Source organism: Paraburkholderia kirstenboschensis (assembly GCF_032806925.1).
Lineage (GTDB): Bacteria > Pseudomonadota > Gammaproteobacteria > Burkholderiales > Burkholderiaceae > Paraburkholderia > Paraburkholderia kirstenboschensis.
This window is the reverse complement of record NZ_CP136511.1, coordinates 857,719-876,588: the sequence shown is the minus strand read 5'-3', so window position 1 is coordinate 876,588 and position 18,870 is coordinate 857,719. Positions and strand designations below refer to the sequence as shown.

At 61.6% G+C, this 18,870-nt stretch carries 16 protein-coding genes and 4 pseudogenes; 10 read left to right on the top strand and 10 right to left on the bottom strand.

Going from position 1 to position 18,870, the window contains the following annotated elements; genetic code table 11:
• Window positions 1-5: 5 nt before the first annotated feature.
• The 4 genes and pseudogenes from RW095_RS04400 to RW095_RS04385 all read left to right on the top strand — a co-directional run bounded on the left by RW095_RS04400 (window position 6) and on the right by RW095_RS04385 (window position 4,974).
• Entirely contained in the window at window positions 6-1,013 is a 1,008-nt protein-coding gene (locus RW095_RS04400) for an FAD binding domain-containing protein (RefSeq protein ID WP_317016612.1), read from the top strand.
• Window positions 1,014-1,038: 25 nt separating this feature from the next.
• The gene (locus RW095_RS04395) at window positions 1,039-3,297 is read left to right on the top strand and encodes a xanthine dehydrogenase family protein molybdopterin-binding subunit (protein ID WP_317016611.1); all 2,259 of its coding nucleotides are present in this window, start codon (window positions 1,039-1,041) and stop codon (window positions 3,295-3,297) included.
• Between the two features lie 26 nt (window positions 3,298-3,323).
• Window positions 3,324-4,039 (top strand): annotated as a pseudogene (locus RW095_RS04390) (IS6 family transposase).
• A 212-nt stretch (window positions 4,040-4,251) separates the two neighbouring features.
• Complete coding sequence (locus tag RW095_RS04385; RefSeq protein WP_317016609.1) at window positions 4,252-4,974, top strand: SDR family NAD(P)-dependent oxidoreductase; 723 nt, start codon at window positions 4,252-4,254, stop codon at window positions 4,972-4,974.
• On the opposite strand, the pseudogene RW095_RS04380 reads toward RW095_RS04385, so the two are convergent.
• The 7 genes and pseudogenes from RW095_RS04380 to RW095_RS04350 all read right to left on the bottom strand — a co-directional run.
• Window positions 4,967-5,356: pseudogene (locus RW095_RS04380) on the bottom strand (oxidoreductase); the annotation flags it as partial. The gene RW095_RS04385 and the pseudogene RW095_RS04380 overlap by 8 nt on opposite strands.
• Window positions 5,357-5,510: 154 nt before the next feature.
• Window positions 5,511-6,158: a glutathione S-transferase family protein gene (locus RW095_RS04375; RefSeq protein ID WP_317016607.1), complete on the bottom strand. Its 648-nt coding sequence runs from the start codon at window positions 6,156-6,158 to the stop codon at window positions 5,511-5,513.
• A gap of 77 nt (window positions 6,159-6,235) precedes the next feature.
• On the bottom strand, window positions 6,236-6,982 hold the full coding sequence (locus RW095_RS04370; protein ID WP_317016606.1) for an SDR family NAD(P)-dependent oxidoreductase: 747 nt from the start codon (window positions 6,980-6,982) through the stop codon (window positions 6,236-6,238).
• Window positions 6,983-7,047: 65 nt separating this feature from the next.
• Complete coding sequence (locus RW095_RS04365; RefSeq protein ID WP_317016604.1) at window positions 7,048-7,434, bottom strand: NIPSNAP family protein; 387 nt, start codon at window positions 7,432-7,434, stop codon at window positions 7,048-7,050.
• A gap of 16 nt (window positions 7,435-7,450) precedes the next feature.
• Window positions 7,451-8,191, bottom strand: a complete 741-nt coding sequence (locus tag RW095_RS04360; protein ID WP_317016603.1) for an SDR family NAD(P)-dependent oxidoreductase — start codon at window positions 8,189-8,191, stop codon at window positions 7,451-7,453.
• A gap of 37 nt (window positions 8,192-8,228) precedes the next feature.
• A complete protein-coding gene (locus tag RW095_RS04355) occupies window positions 8,229-9,128 on the bottom strand; it encodes an alpha/beta fold hydrolase (RefSeq protein ID WP_317016601.1) in 900 nt (299 codons plus the stop codon).
• Window positions 9,129-9,174: 46 nt separating this feature from the next.
• Window positions 9,175-9,921 carry an SDR family NAD(P)-dependent oxidoreductase gene (locus RW095_RS04350; protein ID WP_317016600.1) on the bottom strand — a complete coding sequence of 249 codons (747 nt, stop codon included), beginning with the start codon at window positions 9,919-9,921 and terminating at the stop codon, window positions 9,175-9,177.
• Window positions 9,922-10,096: 175 nt separating this feature from the next.
• Between RW095_RS04350 and RW095_RS04345 the strand changes: the two genes are divergently transcribed.
• On the top strand, window positions 10,097-10,996 hold the full coding sequence (locus RW095_RS04345; RefSeq protein ID WP_317016598.1) for a LysR family transcriptional regulator: 900 nt from the start codon (window positions 10,097-10,099) through the stop codon (window positions 10,994-10,996).
• Between the two features lie 92 nt (window positions 10,997-11,088).
• Here RW095_RS04345 and RW095_RS04340 read toward each other — a convergent pair whose 3' ends face one another.
• A complete protein-coding gene (locus tag RW095_RS04340; protein WP_317016597.1) occupies window positions 11,089-12,021 on the bottom strand; it encodes a LysR family transcriptional regulator in 933 nt (310 codons plus the stop codon).
• A 258-nt stretch (window positions 12,022-12,279) separates the two neighbouring features.
• On the opposite strand from RW095_RS04340, the gene RW095_RS04335 reads away from it, so the two are divergent.
• Both RW095_RS04335 and RW095_RS04330 read left to right on the top strand, forming a co-directional pair.
• Entirely contained in the window at window positions 12,280-13,020 is a 741-nt protein-coding gene (locus tag RW095_RS04335) for an SDR family NAD(P)-dependent oxidoreductase (RefSeq protein WP_317016595.1), read from the top strand.
• 21 nt (window positions 13,021-13,041) lie between these two features.
• On the top strand, window positions 13,042-13,665 hold the full coding sequence (locus RW095_RS04330) for a glutathione S-transferase N-terminal domain-containing protein (protein ID WP_317016594.1): 624 nt from the start codon (window positions 13,042-13,044) through the stop codon (window positions 13,663-13,665).
• A 326-nt stretch (window positions 13,666-13,991) separates the two neighbouring features.
• On the opposite strand, the pseudogene RW095_RS04325 reads toward RW095_RS04330, so the two are convergent.
• Window positions 13,992-15,137: pseudogene (locus RW095_RS04325) on the bottom strand (transposase); the annotation flags it as partial.
• Window positions 15,138-15,266: 129 nt separating this feature from the next.
• Here RW095_RS04325 and RW095_RS41245 point away from each other — a divergent pair.
• A pseudogene (locus RW095_RS41245) lies at window positions 15,267-15,554 on the top strand (IS66 family transposase); the annotation flags it as partial.
• 174 nt (window positions 15,555-15,728) lie between these two features.
• Here the strand turns inward: RW095_RS41245 and RW095_RS04315 are convergent.
• Window positions 15,729-16,586 (bottom strand): LysR family transcriptional regulator, encoded by an 858-nt coding sequence (locus tag RW095_RS04315; RefSeq protein WP_317016592.1) that lies wholly within the window; start codon window positions 16,584-16,586, stop codon window positions 15,729-15,731.
• A 128-nt stretch (window positions 16,587-16,714) separates the two neighbouring features.
• Here RW095_RS04315 and RW095_RS04310 point away from each other — a divergent pair, with 128 nt between their 5' ends.
• Both RW095_RS04310 and RW095_RS04305 read left to right on the top strand, forming a co-directional pair.
• Complete coding sequence (locus RW095_RS04310) at window positions 16,715-17,737, top strand: ABC transporter ATP-binding protein (RefSeq protein ID WP_317016591.1); 1,023 nt, start codon at window positions 16,715-16,717, stop codon at window positions 17,735-17,737.
• Window positions 17,734-18,867, top strand: coding sequence for an ABC transporter ATP-binding protein (locus RW095_RS04305; RefSeq protein ID WP_317016589.1), 1,134 nt, complete (start codon window positions 17,734-17,736; stop codon window positions 18,865-18,867). Before RW095_RS04310 ends, RW095_RS04305 begins: the two co-directional genes overlap by 4 nt.
• Window positions 18,868-18,870: the final 3 nt, after the last annotated feature.

The window sequence follows — 18,870 nt, the reverse complement described above, 5'->3', positions numbered from 1 at the left end:
TACGAATGGAACTCTTTCAATTCAAGCGCGCTTCCAGCGTCGCACAGGCACTCGACATCGCGCAGACTGACGACGGGAGCCAGCAAACTGGCTCGTCTATGCGCTTTCTGGCAGGCGGCACAACACTGCTCGACCTGATGAAGCTCGACGTGGAGCGTCCGACGCAGATCATCGATATTCATCGCCTGCCACTCGCTCAGGTCGAAGCCATAGACGGTGGCGGCGTCACGATTGGCGCGACGGTGCGCAATTCCGATCTCGCGAATCATCGCCTGATCAAGACGCATTATCCTGTCCTGTCCCAGGCATTGCTTTCCGGCGCGTCAGCCCAGTTGCGAAACATGGCGACGACCGGCGGTAACCTGTTGCAGCGCACACGCTGCGTCTACTTTCGCGATACTGCTACGCCATGCAACAAGCGTGAGCCTGGTACGGGTTGTTCTGCGATCGGTGGGTTCAATCGAAACCTCGCCATTCTTGGGGCCAGCGATCATTGCATCGCGACGAACCCTTCGGACATGAGTGTCGCAATGACTGCACTCGAATCAACGATCCATGTCGAAAGCAGCAAGGGCAAGCGAAGCATCGCGATTGATGACTTCTTCTTGTTGCCCGGGGCCACGCCCGAACGCGAAACCATGCTCGATCCCGGCGAGCTCATTACGCATGTGACGCTCCCTGCGCCGGCTCCCGGCAGTCACAGCGTCTATCTGAAACTGCGCGATCGCGCATCGTATGAATTTGCGTTGGCGTCGGCAGCAGTCGTCATGACCGTATCGTCGGGCAGGACCGTCCACATCAGGATCGCACTTGGCGGTGTCGGCGTTAAGCCCTGGCGCTCGCGCGAGGCCGAAGCCGCATTGCTCGGCCGCGCGCCTGAGCCCGCGGCATTCCAAGCGGCGGCCGAGGCCGCGCTCCAGTCAGCGCGCCCGCAAAGCCAGAACGGCTTCAAGGTTGAACTTGCTAAACGCTGCATCCAGCAAGCACTCAGGTTGGCCACACAGAATTCTTGACCCAGCTTCGTGACGCGGAGAAAACGTGCAATTAGCTAGCAATAAAACGCAGCCGGTCATCGGCGGCGACTTTACCCGAATCGACGGACCGTTTAAGGTCAGCGGTGCGGCCACGTACACGTCGGATTTCAATTTTGCAGGGATGCTTTACGCCGTACCGGTTTGCGCGACAATCGCAAAGGGGCGCATCCATCAACTGGAAACGACCGCTGCCTCGAAGATGCCAGGGGTCCGGGCGGTCTTCACCCGCGAGAACATCGGCAAGTTCTTTCGCGTCGGCTTCGGACCAAGAATCGATGAAAGACGTCCGCCGCTCGACGACGATGTCATCTCGTACTATGGCCAGTACATTGCACTGGTAGTGGCCGATACGTTCGAGCAGGCAACGGCCGCATCCCATGCAGTGAAGGCGCGGTATGCGCAGAGCCAACCCGATGTAACGGTCCAGATGTCCGCACAGGGGGCCCCGTCCGTCGACACGCAGCGCGGCGACGCGGAGGCCGCATTCGCGGCCGCTTCTGATGCGCTGAAGCTGGACGAGACCTACACGACACCGATCGAAACGCACAACCCAATCGAACTGCATGCCACGGTGGCGGTCTTCGATGGCACGAACTATACGCTTTACGAAACAACGCAGTCGATCGTCAACCAGCGGCAGATGATGGCACAGATGCTTGGTGTGCCGGAAGATCAGGTGCGCGTGATCATGAAGTATCTAGGCTCTGGATTCGGCGGCAAGCTGTTTCCGTGGTCCCATTCGCTACTCGCCGCCGCCGCCGCCCGCAATCTGCGGCGGCCGGTCAAGCTGGTGCTGAGCCGCGGGATGATGTTCCAGAACGTGGGCCACCGTCCGGCCACGGAGCAGCGCATACGCTTGTCGGCAACCCGCGATGGACGTTTGACATCGCTGCAGCAACACTACGTCTATCAAACGGCCCGCCTGGATACACGAAAAGAGAATTGCGGCGAGGCGACAGGCTATCTCTACAGCTCGCCGAACCTGCGAGTGACTGCCGCCCATGCGCGCCGGGACATCGCGCCCAGTACATCGATGCGCGGCCCAGGTGCCGTGCCTGGCTTGTTCGCAGTCGAATCGGCCGTCGATGAACTAGCCATCAAGCTCAATATCGATCCGGTCCAGTTGCGCCTTGTCAATGAGCCGGCAATTGACGAATGCCTGAATGTGCCGTTTTCATCCCGGCATCTTAAGGAATGCCTGACGCGCGGCGCGGAGCAATTCGGCTGGGCGGCACGCAAGACCCCGGTCGGTTCGATGCGTAATGACGGTCTGGTGATCGGCTGGGGAGTCGCAGCGGGGTCCTGGCAAGCCCAGCGATCTGCAGCCGAAGTCATCGTTGAACTGAACGCTGACGCAACGGCGCGCGTGTTGACAGCGACTCAGGACATTGGCACGGGGACGTACACTGTAATCGCCCAGATGGTGGCGAATGCGACCGGAATCGCGCTTGACAGAATTTCAGTCGTGATCGGTGACACACGCTTGCCTCCCGGGCCGATGTCGGGGGGCTCAAGGGCTACCGCGTCGCTGATTCCGGCGGTGGCGCAGGCGGCAAAGGTCGCAGTCCAGCACCTTTTAGTCACCGCAGCCGAAGCGGGTAACTCGCCCTTCAACGGGCAGAATGCGGATGCACTTTGCTTCGAGCAAGGGATGGTCTATCGCAAAGGAACCTCACCGGCTGCAGGGGTGCCCTTTGAGCGGATTCTGGGTCCGGCGGGCATCAACGCGGTGGTGGGAAGAGGGCGGTCCGGCCCGAATCAGGACGATCCTGACGCGAAGCGCGTGTCGGTGCACTCATACTGCGCGCATTTTGCCGAGGTTACATGGCAGCCCGAAACGGCGCGGTTGCGAGTCAGCCGCGTGGTTAGCGTGATCGATGGAGGCAAGATCATCAATGCCCGTACGGCCCGCAACCAGATCGAAGGAGCGGTCGTAATGGGCATCGGCATGGCGCTATTCGAAGAGACGAACTACGACAGCCGTTCCGGCGCACCAATCAACCGGAGCCTCGCCGACTATGTCATGGTCACGCATGCCGACGCACCGAAGATCGATGTCACCTTCCTCGACTATCCGGATCTCGCATTGAATCCACTCGGCGCACGCGGTGTCGGGGAGATTGGAATCGCGGGTATTGCGCCTGCGATTGCGAACGCTGTTTATCATGCGACGGGCGTGCGCGTGCGTGATCTTCCGGTTCGGATCGAAGACCTATTGGCGGCGGATCTGGTGCAAATAAGGCGATCAATTCGGTTATTGTAACGGGCTGACCGAAAAGAGGGGCACCAATGAGCAAGCGCCAGAACCTGAAGGAGTTGTTTGCGGGCCGTCACTTTGCGGTGACGTGATCATCCTCTGCGTTCGCTGGTATCTACGCTACAAGCTCAGTCTGCGCGACCTTGTCGAGATGATGGCCGAGCGCGGCGTGGCTCTGGCCCACACGACGATTTTCCGTTGGGTGAAGCGCTATACGCCGGAGTTCGTCAAACGTTGGAATCGATTCGACACGCTCGCCGGACGGTAGTGGCGTGTCGACGAGACCTATCTGAAAATTCGTGGCAAGTGGGTCTACCTATACCGGGCGGTTGATCGAGCCGGGCACACGGTTGACTTCATGCTCCGGGCGAAGCGCGATGTCGCCGCGGCGAAAGCGTTCTTCAGCAAGGCAATCAAACATCAAGGCCAGCCGCCGCAAACCATCACGCTCGATGGATACGCAGCGTCGCATCGCGCGGTGCGCGAGCTGAAGGTCGACGGCTTGCTCCCTGAGGACACGCAAGTCCGATCCTCGAAATACCTCAACAATGTGATTGAGCAGGACCATCGCAACATCAAGTCCAGGACGAACGCCATGCACGGCTTCAAACGGTTCAGACACGCGGCCGTCACAATCGCTGGCATCGAGTTGGCGCATCGGATTCGCAAAGGACAATTCGATCTCGCGAGTCTGCGCCTCAAAGATCTCACTATGTCCGCCATCTGGAAGGCAGTTCTCTCAGCTTGATAGGGCAACGGCAAAGCAGCGGCTTTTCTTTTGATCGCCTTTATTTGCACCAGATCCGTCATTGGCACCCACTATGCCGCGCCGACCGCTGGATATGTGAAACGGGACGGAGCGGCGTTCCGGTTCGAGGTCTAGCCGCCAGACGGCCAAGCAGATAAGCGCCAGTGCCGAGGCGCCGCAAATCGGAATTGCCAATCAATGGAGTCATCGCTATGGGCAAGTTGCAGGGAAAGGTGGCCGTCATCACCGGCGGCTCGTCGGGGATAGGCTTCGCCGCCGCAAAGCTCTTCGTCGCCGAGGGCGCCCACGTCTTCATCACCGGCCGTCGCCAGAAGGAGCTCGACGAAGCCGTGAGCGCCATCGGGGACAATGTGACTGGCATCCAGGGAGACGTCGCCAAGTTGGCTGATCTTGATCGTCTCTATGAAAACGTCAACGCGACAGGGCGAAGAATCGACATAGTCTTCGCCAACGCCGGCATCGCCGGGTTCGCCGCCTTGGGCAACATCACCGAAGCGCATTTCGACAAGCTGTTCAGTACTAACGTGAAAGGAATGCTCTTCACCGTCCAAAAGGCGCTGCCGCTCATGAACGACGGCGGGTCGATCATTCTCACGGGTTCCGTCGCAAGCGTCAAAGGGACACCCGCCTTCTGGGTGTACGGCGCGACCAAGGCGGCCGTCCGCAATTTTGTTCGAGGATGGACAGCGGAGTTGAAGGACCGTCGGATCCGTTCAAACGTCCTTAGCCCGGGCCCAATCGATACGCCGATCATTGGTCAGCAGCCTCAGGACGCTATTGCGAGAGTCCTATCTACCATTCCTATGGGACGCATGGGGCAAGCCGACGAAGTTGCCAAAGCTGCCCTGTTTCTCGCTTCGGATGACTCGAGTTTCGTCACGGGTATCGAACTCTTCGTGGACGGCCGTGCGTGACCCATCCGCCAACGGCTACTGGCATCAACTGCCCACTCTCCCAGGGGACGTGACTCGACGCTTTACGTCCGGCGTGGCCGAGTTGCATTGTGACGGCGATCTTCGAGTGCTGGCGAATCGCCTCGATGATTGGCTTCAGCGCTGCTTCCGTGGCGTCGTCCCAGAGGCCGAGGTCACCGGGTGCGATGCGTCCGTCGGCCTCCACAGCGGTTGCCTCGATGATCAGCATCCCTGCGCCGGACAGCGCCATGCTGCCGAGGTGAATCATGTGCCAGGAATGCGCCTTGCCGTCGATGGCGACGTACTGGCACATCGGTGATACGACGATGCGGTTAGGGAGGTTCACGCCGCGGAGCGTGAACGGAGAAAATAGCGAGCTCATATTTTTTCCTGAAGGAGATGGGAAGGGCATTCGCCGGTCCAAAGCCTGCGTTTCAAGCGAGTGTGCTGAAACGCATGCGTAGCAGTACCTCATGCCGCTATTCCGCTTGCATTCCGCACCGTTGCCAGACGCTTGCTTGGGCTAAGGGCGGGGCTTACGCCTTGGCGCTCGGCCGCGCCGAAACCTTTTCGTGCCAGCGTTTCAGGGCCACCTGCTCGTCGGGGATAGCCAGCTTGAGGCCGCCCGCGGCGAAGTCGATCGTGACCAGCGCCGTGATGTCGGCGACCGAATAGCGATCACCGGCCACGAACGAGACCTCGCTCAGCCGAGCATCAAGATCGGCAAAGAAATTCTTCACCCGCAGCTTGCTGCGCTCCGTCAGTTCGGCGATCTGCTCGTAGTCGTGGGGACCGGCGATCGCGCGCCCCTTGAGGCCTGCCGCGGCGTTGCGTACGGCTTCCATCACCGCAGCGAAACCATCCAGTTCGGCGCGCCGTTCCCACATTGTCACTAGTGCCTTTTCCTTTGCGGTCTCGCCGAGCAACGGGTTCTGCGGATGGATTTCCTCGATGTAGCGACATATGGCCGGCACCTCGCCGATGGCGGTGCCGTCTGCCAGCGCCAAGGTCGGGACGACCCGGCGCGGGTTGATGGTCCGATAGGCCTCGGAATGCTGCTCGCCTTTGCCCAGGTCGACCGGGATGAGCGGGATCGACAGTCCCTTTTCAGCGAGGAAGACGCGCACGCGCCGCGAATTGGGCGAGCTCGCAGATTGGTAAAGTCTGATCGTGTCGGAAGTCATTCTGAAATCTCCACATCGATTGAATTGAAGTGCCGGCGCGCCTACCGCGCTGGCAGTGGGTTTTATGCCGGCAGGGCTCACAGCTTCGAACCGCCATCGACGTGCAACGTGTCGCCAGTGATCCAACGAGCATCATCGGAAGCGAGGAACGCGACGGCGGCACCGATGTCGTCCGGCTCGGCCATACGCTTGAGCGCCTGGATGCTCAGTGTGAAATCCCGTCCTGCGTCGGTCCTGGCGAAACTGGACATGTCAGTCGGAACAACGCCTGGCGCCACCGCATTGACTCGAATGCCACGTTCGCCCAGGGCTGAGGCGAAATGCTTGACCAGGGTGTCGATGGCACCTTTGGTGGCCGCATAGGCGGACAGCGTTCCCACGGAGGCGCGTGCAGCGAGCGAGGAAAGCAGCACGACACTGCTGCCCTTGCACATGACCGGGAGCAGCTGCTGCACGAGGAAATAGGGAGCGCGCACGTTGACCGCGAAGAGATCGTCGAAGTCCTCGACCGTGATCTCCTCGATCGTGCCTACTTTCGAAATAGCAGCGTTGGCGACGAGGATGTCCAACCGGCCGCCGATGATGGTACGCACGTGCGCGGCCAGCGCGTGCGGACCGTTCGGTGCTCGCAGGTCGGCTGCGATCTTCTCGGCTTTCCCACCTGCTTCGCGGATTTCGGCGACAACCGCCGCCGCTTCCTTTTCTCCGCTGCTGTAGTGGACAAGTACTTGGGCGCCGGCCTTTGCCAGCGCGAGCGCGCTGGCGCGTCCGATGCCGCGTGACGCGCCGGTAACCAGCGCGGTTCTACCGGAGAGCTTGGTCATGATGCGAATTCCTTACTGTTGATCTTCAGGTCGGCTTTGGATCCGTATTCATATAGTCAGGATGACTACTTAAGTGGGGAAAATTCTGTCGGATACGTGATGCGCGACTCCATGCTGAGAAAAATGTCGAGCGCCTTCACCTTGCGGCCGAATTCCTGCCAGCGGCTATCCGCTGCCATCGGGTCGCGACGCTCGAGTCGATCGTCGAGACTCTGATAGGCCCAGATGTGCACGATCTGGCTAATATCGCCGATCTCAGTTGTAAAAAAACCGATCAGTTCGCCGAGAAACTCCTGCTGAAGCGGCAGGCCTTCAATCTCATACAGAGCCAGCCAATCGGCGCCGCGCAGCGGCTTAAACGTATAAGTGCGAATATCGTAGAGTATGTTGTTTCCCTTGGCAGCCGACACGCTTCGAATTGGGCCGGCGGCCCGCATCGATTGGCTGGTCATCGAAATTGTCGGGTGCTCAAGCGATGGTGCCGCCATCGACAGTGAGGTTGGCACCCGTGATGTAGCTTGCCTCCGGGCCGGCGATGAAGGCCACCATGGCGGCGATCTCATCGACATGGCCGTACCGCTTTAGCGCGGTATTGGCGATCTGCGGTATCGCCCAGTCGCCTGCAGCGGGGTTCAAGTCGGTATCGATGGGGCCGGGCTGGACGTTGTTGACCGTGATGCCGCGCGAGCCGACCTCGCGCGACAGGCCTTGCGTGAACATTTTCACTGCGCCTTTGGTCGCCGAATAGGCCGCGAGGCCCGGCGTCGTCGCCCGCTCTCCCACGCAGGAGCCGATATTGATGATGCGGCCACCTTCCTTCAGGTGCTTGAGTGCGGCTTGTGTGGCGATGAACACGCCGCGCACGTTGAGGTCGATCATCTGATCCATCTCTGCGAGGGTGGCTTCTTCGAATGGCTTGGGGATCGCCGTGCCCGCGTTGTTCACCAGAATGTCGAGCTGGCCAAAGGTTTTGAAGGTTTGCTCCACTGCAGCGTTGACCGCCTTGGCGTCGGTCGCATTCGCCTGGATCGCGATGGCCTCGCCGCCGGAGGCTTTGATCGCTTGCACGACTTGGGCGGCGGCATCAGCGCCCTTGGTATAGGTAATCGCCACGCTGGCGCCGTCGGCGGCCAGCCGCTTGGCGATAGCCGCGCCGATGCCCCGGGAGGCGCCGGTGACTAGCGCTGTCTTGTTGGTCAGGTTTGCCATGGGATGTGTCCTCGCATGTTGGAGAGAGAGTCGAAGCTCAGTTGGAAGACGGCAGGGAAGGGAAAGGCAGGCTTTCGGCCGCGCCGTCGGGCGTCTCGAATGCCGCGTCGAGGAACTGGGTGGCTTGGGCCACGAACAGCTCCGGGTATTGATAGAAGGAGCCGTGATTGGAGTCCGGGTAGACGATCAACTGGGCGTTAGGCAGGTTTTGCTGCAGAACGTAGGAGTTGTGTGTCGGGATGATCACGTCATTGCTCCCCTGCACGACAAGGGTGGGCTGGCGAATGTTCTTCAGGTAGTCGAGGACACTTTCGTGCTGGGCGATGTACTTGCCGATGGCCTCGCCCTGGTGGGCGATGCCTTCGGCGCTCATCTCCGGATCGCGATCCTTGCGCTCCCACTTGCGCTTGAGAAAGGCCAGGCCCGCTTCGCGACTCGAGGCGGAGGGCGAGAAGTGGACGGCCAGCCACAGGTGCTCGGGCGCATCGTAGGTGCTGGAAAAGATTGCATGCGACTGGCTGGCCGCCATATCGGCGCCGCGTGGACCCGTGCCGACCAGGATGAGCCGGCGTACCAGATTGCCGCCTTGCAGGGCGATTTCCTGAGCGACCATGCCGCCGATGGAAAAGCCCAGTACGTCGACCCTGGAAAGACCCAGCGCCTTAATGAAGGCGATCGCGTTGGCGCCCACGTCCGGGAAGGTGGTGGGAACAACGCCGGAGCTCGAAGAGACCCCGGCGTTGTTGAAGAGGATGATCTCCCGGGTTTTGGCGAGGCCGTTGGTCACCGCTGGATCCCAGTAGTCCATGGTTCCGGTGTAGTGCTGGTTGAACACCAGCGGCACGCCGCCCGGCTTGCCGAAGCGGCGATAAGCAAAACGGATGCCTTGGGCTTCGACATACTGCGTCGGCGCCGTTTGATGGGTATAGGTGGTCATGTCAGGTGTCCTTTGAGGCACGCGAGGAGAGAAGCTGCAACGACGATCAGCCCGCGCTCTTGCCGCCATCGACGGTGATGATCTGGCCGGTGACGAAGGCGGCGCCATCGGATGCCAGGTAGAGCACGGCGCTCGCGATGTCCTCCGGCTTGCCGATGCGCGCCAGCGGAACGGAGGACACCAGCGCGGCCTTGTGCTCCGCCGTGCCGGTGAAGCGGTCGAGCATGCCGGTGTCGGTCGGCCCCGGGGCAACGGCGTTGACGCGCACACCGGTGGCGGCGACTTCCAGCGCAGCCGATTTGGTGAAGCCCTCGACCGCATGCTTGCTGCCAACGTAGACGGAGGCGTAGGCCGCCCCTTCGTGGCCATAGGTCGACGAGATGTTGATGATGCTGCCGCTCTTCTGGGCGGTCATCACGCGCAGCTCGTGCTTCATGCTCAACAACGTGCCCAGCACGTTGGTATCGAAGGTAATGGCGTAGCTCTCGGCGGTTTGGTTGACGACCGGTCCCGGCTGGCCCTCGGTGCCGGCATTGTTGACGGCCGCGTCGAGACGGCCGAAGCGGGCAACGGCTTGGTCGATTAGGTCGCGGACTTCGTCGTCGTGGCGGACGTCGGCCTGGACGAAGGCGGCTTCGGAGCCGAGCTGCCGCAGTTCGGCTTCGAGCGCCTTCCCTGCGTCCTGACGGCGGCCGGAGACGATCAGATGAGCACCGCTCCTAGCGAAGGCCAGCGCGGTGGCGCGACCGATGCCGGTCAGGGCGCCGGTGATGAGGATGACGGGTTTGCTCATGATTACACTCCTGTGAGGTATGACCACGACGTATGGGATGACTGACCGGCAACACCGGCTCGAACACTTGAAGCACTCGTCATCACGTCGCCACAGGAGGAAATCTAGGGACTTGTGGCAACATTGAAAAAGACTTTATAGGCTGGATGGCATACCTCGGAGGCATGGGATCGGAATGGAACTGCGACACCTGCGGTATTTCATCGCCGTTGCCGAGACGGGCAGCTTGACGGAGGCAGCCGAACGGCGGCTGCACACTTCGCAGCCGTCACTGAGTCGGCAGATTCGGGACCTGGAGGACCAGGTCGGGGTCGAATTGCTGAGTCGCAGCGCGCGCGGCGTGGAGCTGACCCCGGCAGGCAAGGCGTTCATCGATCACGCGCGGCTGGCGCTGACCCAGGTGGACGCGGCAGTCGAAGCGGCCCGCAGGGCAGCGCAACCTGCGAAGCCGCGCTTCGCCCTCGGCTTCCTCACCGGGCAGGAAATGACCTGGCTGCCTGAGGCCATGCATGTTCTGTGCGGCGAGTTGACGAACGTCGACGTCACCGTATCCAGCGACTATTCGCCGGACCTCGCCGAAGGACTCGCGCGCGGCAAGCTGGATTTGGCTTTCCTGCGAGCCGAACCGGACTTCGATCTCACCTACCTGGTCGTTGGCCGGGAACCGCTCGTGGTGCTCATGCCGAGTGACCATCCGCTGACGTCTCACGTTGCAATCCGTCCGCAGGAACTCGTTGGCGAGCCTTTCATCGCTATGGCTAAAAAGGCCAAGGTGCTGCGCGCGGTGATCGATGGCTACCTGGACCGCTCAGGAGTTCAGATCGCGCCGGCACAGAGTGTGGACAATCCGGCGATGGTCATGTCGCTGGTCGCCTCGACGCGAGGCGTGACCCTGATCCCGGCCTATGTCGAGAACTTGATGCCCTGGTCGGTCGTCAGTCGTCCGCTCGAAGGCGAGGTGCCGACGATCGACCTGGTCATCGGCTACAGCCCGGCAAATACTTCTCCAATTCTCAAGCTGTTCCTTTCGAGAGTGGATGAGCTGATCGCACGGGTCGCGAAGCGGTCGTCATGATCCGAGTCTCAGCCAACGGCATATGCCAACGGCGAAGCAGACGTTCGAGGCCGATCAACCTTGGTCGGCGGCGTTGCCGAGGTCGTCATCCGCTACGTCTTCGCGCTGCGCTTGCTCTTCGCGGTCGAATCATTGGTCGCAAACAGTGCGGCAAGCCAGTCGATGAATACGCGAACCTTCGTGCTCAAGTGCCGGTTTGGCTGATACGCGACGAAAACGGGAACGGAATCCGATACCCAGTCGTTCAGGACGGCTTCGAGCGCGCCGCTTCGAAGGTGCGTAGTGGCGGAAAACGTCAACGCGTGTACGACCCCGAGACCGGCCAGGCTCATGGTCAGACACGCCATGATGTCGTTCGAGGTGAGTCCGCGCCGATTCTGCACTTCCACGCGTTCACGATCTTTCGTTACGACAATCGGAAAGGGCCGGTTGGTTCGCGAAGCGATGGTTCGGATGACGACATGGCCATGCTCGAGGTCCGACGGATGCGAAGGCCGCCCGTGCTTGTCCCAGTAGGCCGGCGTCGCACACAGAATCTGCTTGACGGCGCCGATCTGTCGCGCCGCGAGCGATTGATCGAAGATCTCCCCCGCGCGCACGACGCAGTCGACGTTCTCTGCGATGAGGTCGACCGGCCGGTCGCTGAGTCCAAACTCGAACTCGATGTCCGGATAACGCTCGACGAACGCCGGTAACGCGGGAAGGATCACGGACAGACCTAACGGCACAGGCAGATCGACACGCAGGCGTCCTCGCGGGCTGCTCTTCGCACGCGACATCGCGCCCTCGAGCTCCGCGAGATCGCTCATCAACTGCAGCGCGCGCTCGTAGTACGCGGCGCCATCCACTGTCGTCGACACCTTGCGCGTCGTCCGGTTGAGCAGCTTCGTGCCCAACTCGACTTCGAGCGACGCGATCAGACGGCTGACAGCCGTCTTGGGTAAATCGAGCATCTGCGCAGCCTTGGTGAAGGTCCCGCTCTCGACCACCCGAACGAACGCCTGCATGGCCTGAAACTTGTCCACGATCCGACTCCTCGCTTTCCGACCCTGACTGCATTGTTTCACAGGAGAAACAATGTGGAATCGTAGCAGCGGTTTATCCGTTTGCACGCGCTCGGTATCGTTCACCCATCGCAATCGTTGACGACCTTAAACGGCGCTTCGATCGGACCGAGCAGGTCACTCGTGCTGCAAGCGGTTCTGCCGCCGCTCTTGTGATCGACATTGTCTTTTATGTTGTGCCGGGTGGCCCGGCCGCCAATCGAGGAAGAGGAGGGATTTATGTCACTTGCCAAGGCTGTAGTTGTGGGTGTCGGCGCCGAGGATGGTCTTGGGGCGGCAATAAGCCGTTGCTACGCGGCCAACAATCGTCACGTCCTGGTCGCCGGACGCACGCTCGAGAAAGTGGAGAAGGTTGCTGCCACGATCCGGCGCAACGGTGGCCGCGCGACCGCCTATGCCATCGACACGACGCAGGAAGAGGATGTAATTGGGCTGTTCGACGCCGCAATGACCAACGACGAGGATGGCGCTCCCGCCGACCTGGTCACCTATAACGCCGGCAAGAACCTGAAGATCGACTTTCGGCAGATGGATGCCTCGACGTTCGAGGACTTCTGGCGGATGAACACGCTTGGCGGCTTTCTGGTGGGCCGTGAGGCGGCGCGGCGTTTTGTGCCGCTCGGTCGCGGTTCCGTCTTCTTCACAGGGGCCACGGGGGCGCTTCGCGGCATGCCTGGTTTTGCCCATTTCGCTGCGAGCAAGGCGGGGCTGCGCATGATCTCGCAGAGCATGGCGCGCGAGTTCGGGCCACAGGGTGTTCATGTCGCGCACGTCGTCGTCGACGGCGCGATCGACGGCGACCGGGTGCGATCGCTGTTCCCTGGCGCCTTCGAGCAGATCGGCGAGCACAGCATGCTCAATACCGAGGCGATCGCCGAGGCCTATTGGCAGCTCCATCGCCAGCATCCCTCCGCCTGGACGCAGGAGTTGGACGTCCGCCCGTTCAAAGAACCGTTCTGATGCTTTGACACTAACCGTGACATGGAGAAAGCGATGAAACTTATTGGCCCTTGGCTTTCTGGATTTACGCGCCGGACTGCTATCACGATGAAACTGCTCGACATTCCTTTCGAGCATCTCAACCTCAACGCCTACACCGATAAAGATGAGGTTCGTCGGTACAGCCCGATGGGTAAGGTGCCGGCGCTTGTTTTCGATAACGGCGAAACCATGATCGATAGCAGCGGCATCATCGACGTGTTGCATGAGATGGTCGGGCCCGAGAAGGCGCTCATCCCACCGTCAGGCCCGGCGCGTTTCAGGGCGTTGAAGCTCAACGCAATCGGCATGAACATCTACCCGAAGCTTAGCTCCCTATATGACGAAACCCTTCGACCGAAAGAGCATCAACTGCAATCCGTGTTCGAAGGCCTCGCAGAACAGGCGATTATCGGGTTGACATTGCTCGAACAGGAGACCGGAGACGGTTGGCTCGTGAACGACAAGTTCGGCCAGGCCGATATCATGACCGCCATCTGCTATCAGGCGGCATCCATGTTTATCCTTCCCGATCTCGTCACCGCGAAGAACTTTCCTCGCCTGGCGGCGCTTACCGAGCGAGCGATGAAGATCGACGCCTTCGCATCGACTGTGCCGCACTTCTAAACACTTTGTACGGCCGAGTCGTGGTTGCGGCAGGGCGCAAGCATGGGCGGATGAATTTGAATCTCGGCTTATTGACGACGTGCTCGCAGGCCACCTTTTTGCTAGCACGAGCGTTCGTCGGGATAGCGCTCAGCGTCAGTCGGCGGGGCACACGGGTCTCCGCTAGGCGCAGAGTACATAGCCGGGAGGGGAATGGCCGTTGTTCGGTGGATTGTGTTGAAAAAGTCTTGTTTTGGTCGCAGACGCAGGAGTTAGCAGCACGTTTTCGAGTTGCGGCGATCGGCGAAGCGGCGAACCTGAGCGAGGCAACGGTCCCCCGTTGCTCGTCATGCAACTGTCTGGTTCATCTGCTTGCTTCCTGGCATGAACCGCTTGGCCATTCTTCGCAGGTTTTGCGCAGTCGCTGCCATCAGGAACTCATCATGAGCACCGCTTGGACCTCGCAGTCGCAAACGGTCGAGTTTCAGGATGCGTTTGAGATGCGCAAAGAGCATTTCCACCTTCTTTCGCTCACGGCAAGATCGCTTGTATCCAGGCGTCTTCGCAATACGCCTGGCCTCGTCGCGTGAGGCTTCATGGATGCTGCGAGCAATCTTGCGGAATGGTGTATTCGGGCAGCAGCGATCCTTCATCGAACAGCTCTCGCAGTCGAACTGGCTTGCCCGATAGATGACCGTGTCAGCCTTCGTGACACGTGAGCGCGGATTCCTGAATTTGCGCCGGTCACTGCGTAGTTCGTGCCCAGTAGGGCAGCGATATTCATTGGCCAGTTCATCCCATTGGAACTCGCTGCTGGACAATGTATTGTCCTTGCGCGTCGTCTTATCCCAGACCGGAATATGTGGTGCAATTTCCTTCTCTTCGATCATCCAGGCAAGCATCGCTGCTGAGCCATACGCAGTGTCGCCCACCAGACGTCGGGGTTTGAGATCGCGCCGCTGCGCGACGCGCTCAATCATCGTCCTGGTTGATTCCACTTCGTGGGAACGGTTCGCGGGCGTCGCTTCGACGTCAACGATGATCCCCGCTTGCAGGTCAATCAGATAATTGGTCGAGTAGGCGAAGAACGGCAAGCCACCCTTGGCGGCTGTCCAACTCGCGGCGGGATCCGTCAGAGATATCCTCTTTGGAGGCGTCGATGTCTCGGTCATCTCCGCCGCTTCGGTGCCTGCTGGATTAGCTTCTTCCAATGCTTCCAGATACTCCCGCACGGCACGGCTTTGGCCCTTGACACAACCCCAGTCGATTGGCTCAGAACCCGGAACACCGCGTACAGAACTCGCATCGGCTCTGATGAGGCTCGCGTCAATCGCGAATCCTTCACCCTTTACGAGCCCTTCGGACATGCACCGACCCAGTACCGACTCGAACACATGGCGCAGCACATCGCTATCGCGGAAGCGACCGTGGCGGTTCTTGGAGAATGTCGAGTGTTCAGGTACGGCGTCCTCCAGGCCCAGGCGGCAGAACCATCCAGCCCGACCCTGTTTAGATAGTCCGTCCCCCTTTCATCGATACAGGTGGGACTGGCAGAGAGCTGCCAGTCGAGGCGGGACATGCACCGTAAGCGGCCAGCTGTCCCATCTTGACGGACGGGCTGCGCCCTGATCTACGACTTCGCCAGTAGCCGTGCTGGCGAGCACGCTCGTATGCGACAACTACGGCGGCTACAAGGCTTCGTTCCAGCAAGGCATCACCGAGATCGGATGCGCCGCGCACGCAAGGCGCAAGTTGTACGCATTGCATGCCAACCACAGCAGTGAAGTAGCGAAGCAGGCACTGCCGTTCTTCGCTGCGCTCTACGACGTCGAGCGCGATATCAGCTTCGACAGCATCGGGCGAAGCCCGGCTGCGACGCGTTTCACGAATGGCTAGTCACACATCGCAAGTGCCAAGCCGTTATCGCGAGACGATTTACAGGCGACTCCAGTGATTGCCGTGCATGGTGGCGCTGGCGCTAATTGAGCAGTCGCAAATCACGAGCCGCCACGCACAGTGCAGTAAACCTCATCTCGAAACAACGTCCGACGACAACCTCACCACGAACGACCGGGCGGCATCGCCTACAAGGTACCGACGATTTCGCGCATCAGCGCTTTTCTGTCATCCGAAGCGCGCTGCACCATGCCGACCGTGCGCAGCGTCGGCGGGCTCGAAATCGGGATCACGCGCAGCAGCGGGTCGTTCAGCCAGTTGCCGCGTATCAGCAGCGGCAGCACCGCGACGCCTACTTTCTCGCGCACCAGCGCGGCAATCGTCTCGATCGAATTCAGTTCGAGGTACTCGTTGACCATCAAGCCCGCTTTCTCCAGCACCTGCTCGACCACCTGCCCCGTGCGCACGCGCCTGTCGAAGCGCAGGAAGCCGTGCCCACGCAAGATGCGCTGCGGGTCGTTATCGGCGATGTCGCGGCTCACTACCAGCACCATCGGTTCGGTGTAGAGCGTGGTCCATTTGAGCGTGTCGGGCAGCGTCTCGTCCGCGCGCGCGACCACGGCCGCGACGTCCACGTCGCCCGCTTCGACCATGCCCGCCAGTTCGTCCGAGCGCGCCGACAACAGCCGCACGTCGAGCCGCGGGTGCGTCGCCTTCAGCCGCGCGACGGCGAGCGAAAGCGCGCCGACCACCGACACCACCGCGCCGATCGTGACGGGGCCTTCCATCGCGTCGGTGGGCTTCGCTTCGAGGTCGGCGAGCAGGTCGAGAATCTGCTCGACCTTCGGCCAGATAGTGAGCCCGTGCTGTGTCAGCGTGATTTGTCGCCCGCGGCGGTCGAACAGCTGGCGGCCCAGCGCTTCCTCGAGCCCGCGCATCTGCAGGCTAACGGCCGCCTGCGTCAGCGCGACCTTGTCGGCGGCCGCCGAGAACGAGCCGGTGCGGGCAACGGCCCTGAAAGTCTTCAGCATACGTAGCGTCGGCATTCGTTCGATCCATGAGAAAAACTTAAGTGTCGAAAAGAAAGTTTAATATTTTTTTGTGCGTTCGCAGCCAGATAATCGTTTTCGTAACGATCTGGAAGGACGAGCCACGCAATGGTGGGTAAACAGGCATGACCGCAGCAGAACGCCGGCCGGTTCTCGATGTACAAGGCTTCTCGCTGAAGTTTTCGAATGTGCCCGACGTGCCGAACGTCGTCGACGACGTGTCTTTTCTCGTCCACGCGGGCGAGACGCTGTGCGTGGTCGGCGAGTCCGGCTGCGGCAAGAGCGTGACGTCGCTCGCGCTGATGGGACTGCTCGCCAGCCCGCCCGCGCGTCGCGTCGCGGGCACGGCGCATTTCGAGGGCGTGGATCTATTCGGGCTGTCCGAGCGCGAACTCGCCGACATTCGCGGCAACCGCATGTCGATGATCTTTCAGGAGCCCATGACCTCGCTGAATCCCGCCTACACGGTCGGCGAGCAGATCGGCGAGAGCATCCGGCGGCATCGCGGCGTCGGTCGCGCAGCGGCGCGCGAAGAGGCGCTCAAGATGCTGCGGCTGGTTCATATTCCCGCGCCCGAAACGCGGCTCGATGCGTTCGCGCATCAGCTGTCGGGCGGCATGCGCCAGCGCGTGATGATTGCGATGGCGCTCGCGAACAGCCCGCGCCTGTTGATCGCCGACGAACCCACTACCGCGCTCGACGTGACCATTCAGGCGCAGGTTCTGGCGCTCGTGCGCAATCTGCAGAAAGAGACGGGCACGGCGATGCTGCTGATTACGCACGATCTCGGCGTGGTCGCCGAAGTGGCGGATCACGTGGCGGTGATGTATGCGGGCAAGATCGTCGAGTACGGCACGGTGTCCGATCTGTTCGACGATCCGCAGCATCCGTACACAATCGGGCTGATGGGCGCGATTCCGTCCGTCGGCAAGCGCGAAGGGTCGCTCGCGACGATACGCGGCTCCGTGCCGACGCCCGAGCACATGCCGCGCGGCTGCCGCTTCGCGCCGCGCTGTCCGTTTGCCGAACAGCGTTGCATCGACGCCGCGCCGCCCGAGCAAACGCTCGAAGGCGAGCATCGCGTCGCCTGCTGGCTCGCGCCCGTCGAGCAACTCGAGAAGCCCGGGCAGCAAAAGGAGCTGACATGAGGCCCACGAACGCGTCACACACCGCGTCACACATCGCGACGCCCATCATCGAAGCCAGCGCGCTCACCAAACGCTTCGGCGGCGAGCGGCAGATGTTCACGCGCACGCCCACGGTTCATGCCGTCAACGAAGTGTCATTCGCCGTGCAGACGGGCGAGACGTTCGCGATCGTCGGCGAATCGGGCTGCGGCAAGTCGACGCTCGGGCGCATGCTGCTGCGGCTGATCGACGCGACGCAAGGGCGCGTGCTGTATCAGGGCAAGGACATCACGCATTGGCAGGGCGCGAAGCTGCGCCGCCTGCGCCGCGATATGCAGATCATCTTTCAGGACCCGTTCGCGTCGCTGAATCCGGGCATGACGGTCGGGCAGATCATCGGCGAGCCGATTGCGTTTCACGGTCTCGCGAGCAGCGGCAGCGAGCGCCGCGAACGCGTCGCGCAACTGCTGACCAAAGTCGGCCTGCAGCCGGCGTATGCGCAGCGCTATCCGCATGAATTTTCCGGTGGCCAGCGGCAGCGCATCGGCATCGCGCGGGCGCTGGCGGGCGAGCCGAAACTGATCGTCGGCGACGAGCCCGTGTCCGCGCTCGATGTCTCCGTGCAGGCGCAGGTGATCAACCTGCTCGAATCGCTGAAGGCGGAACTCGGCCTCACGCTGATCATGGTCGCGCACGATCTTGCCGTGATCCGTCACATGAGCGACCGCGTCGCGGTGATGTATCTGGGCGAAATCGTCGAACTGGCGCAGGTCGACGAACTGTTCGACGCGCCGCTGCATCCGTACACGCAGGCGCTGCTGCGCGCGATTCCCGCCAGCAGTCCGCACGAGCGCCGCACGAAGCCCGCGCTGCAAGGCGATCTGCCCAGCCCGACGGCGCCGCCGCCCGGCTGCCGCTTTCATACGCGTTGCCCGCACGCGAAACCGCGCTGCGTGCAGGAGCGCCCGCTGTCCGAAACGCTGCCGGGCGGACGGCAGGTCGCGTGTCATTTCTGGCGCGACGTGCAGAACGCGGGCGGCGGCACGCCGCTAGTCGCGAGCGTCAGCACGAAGCTCAACGAGCGCCTGGCGATCTATCGCGAGAAGCAGAATCAGACGCAGGCTGCACTGAGCGCCGAAGCGAACCGGTAACGA

Bases quoted from the DNA above. Each gene is read 5' to 3' on its own strand.
- RW095_RS04375 (WP_317016607.1), bottom strand. From the start codon at position 6,158: ATGACTTCCGACACGATCAGACTTTACCAATCTGCGAGCTCGCCCAAT.
- RW095_RS04355 (WP_317016601.1), bottom strand. From the start codon at position 9,128: ATGACCACCTATACCCATCAAACGGCGCCGACGCAGTATGTCGAAGCC.
- RW095_RS04370 (WP_317016606.1), bottom strand. From the start codon at position 6,982: ATGACCAAGCTCTCCGGTAGAACCGCGCTGGTTACCGGCGCGTCACGC.
- RW095_RS04360 (WP_317016603.1), bottom strand. From the start codon at position 8,191: ATGGCAAACCTGACCAACAAGACAGCGCTAGTCACCGGCGCCTCCCGG.
- RW095_RS04345 (WP_317016598.1), top strand. From the start codon at position 10,097: ATGGAACTGCGACACCTGCGGTATTTCATCGCCGTTGCCGAGACGGGC.
- RW095_RS04315 (WP_317016592.1), bottom strand. From the start codon at position 16,586: ATGCCGACGCTACGTATGCTGAAGACTTTCAGGGCCGTTGCCCGCACC.
- RW095_RS04310 (WP_317016591.1), top strand. From the start codon at position 16,715: ATGACCGCAGCAGAACGCCGGCCGGTTCTCGATGTACAAGGCTTCTCG.
- RW095_RS04400 (WP_317016612.1), top strand. From the start codon at position 6: ATGGAACTCTTTCAATTCAAGCGCGCTTCCAGCGTCGCACAGGCACTC.
- RW095_RS04350 (WP_317016600.1), bottom strand. From the start codon at position 9,921: ATGAGCAAACCCGTCATCCTCATCACCGGCGCCCTGACCGGCATCGGT.
- RW095_RS04330 (WP_317016594.1), top strand. From the start codon at position 13,042: ATGGAGAAAGCGATGAAACTTATTGGCCCTTGGCTTTCTGGATTTACG.
- RW095_RS04335 (WP_317016595.1), top strand. From the start codon at position 12,280: ATGTCACTTGCCAAGGCTGTAGTTGTGGGTGTCGGCGCCGAGGATGGT.
- RW095_RS04365 (WP_317016604.1), bottom strand. From the start codon at position 7,434: ATGACCAGCCAATCGATGCGGGCCGCCGGCCCAATTCGAAGCGTGTCG.
- RW095_RS04305 (WP_317016589.1), top strand. From the start codon at position 17,734: ATGAGGCCCACGAACGCGTCACACACCGCGTCACACATCGCGACGCCC.
- RW095_RS04385 (WP_317016609.1), top strand. From the start codon at position 4,252: ATGGGCAAGTTGCAGGGAAAGGTGGCCGTCATCACCGGCGGCTCGTCG.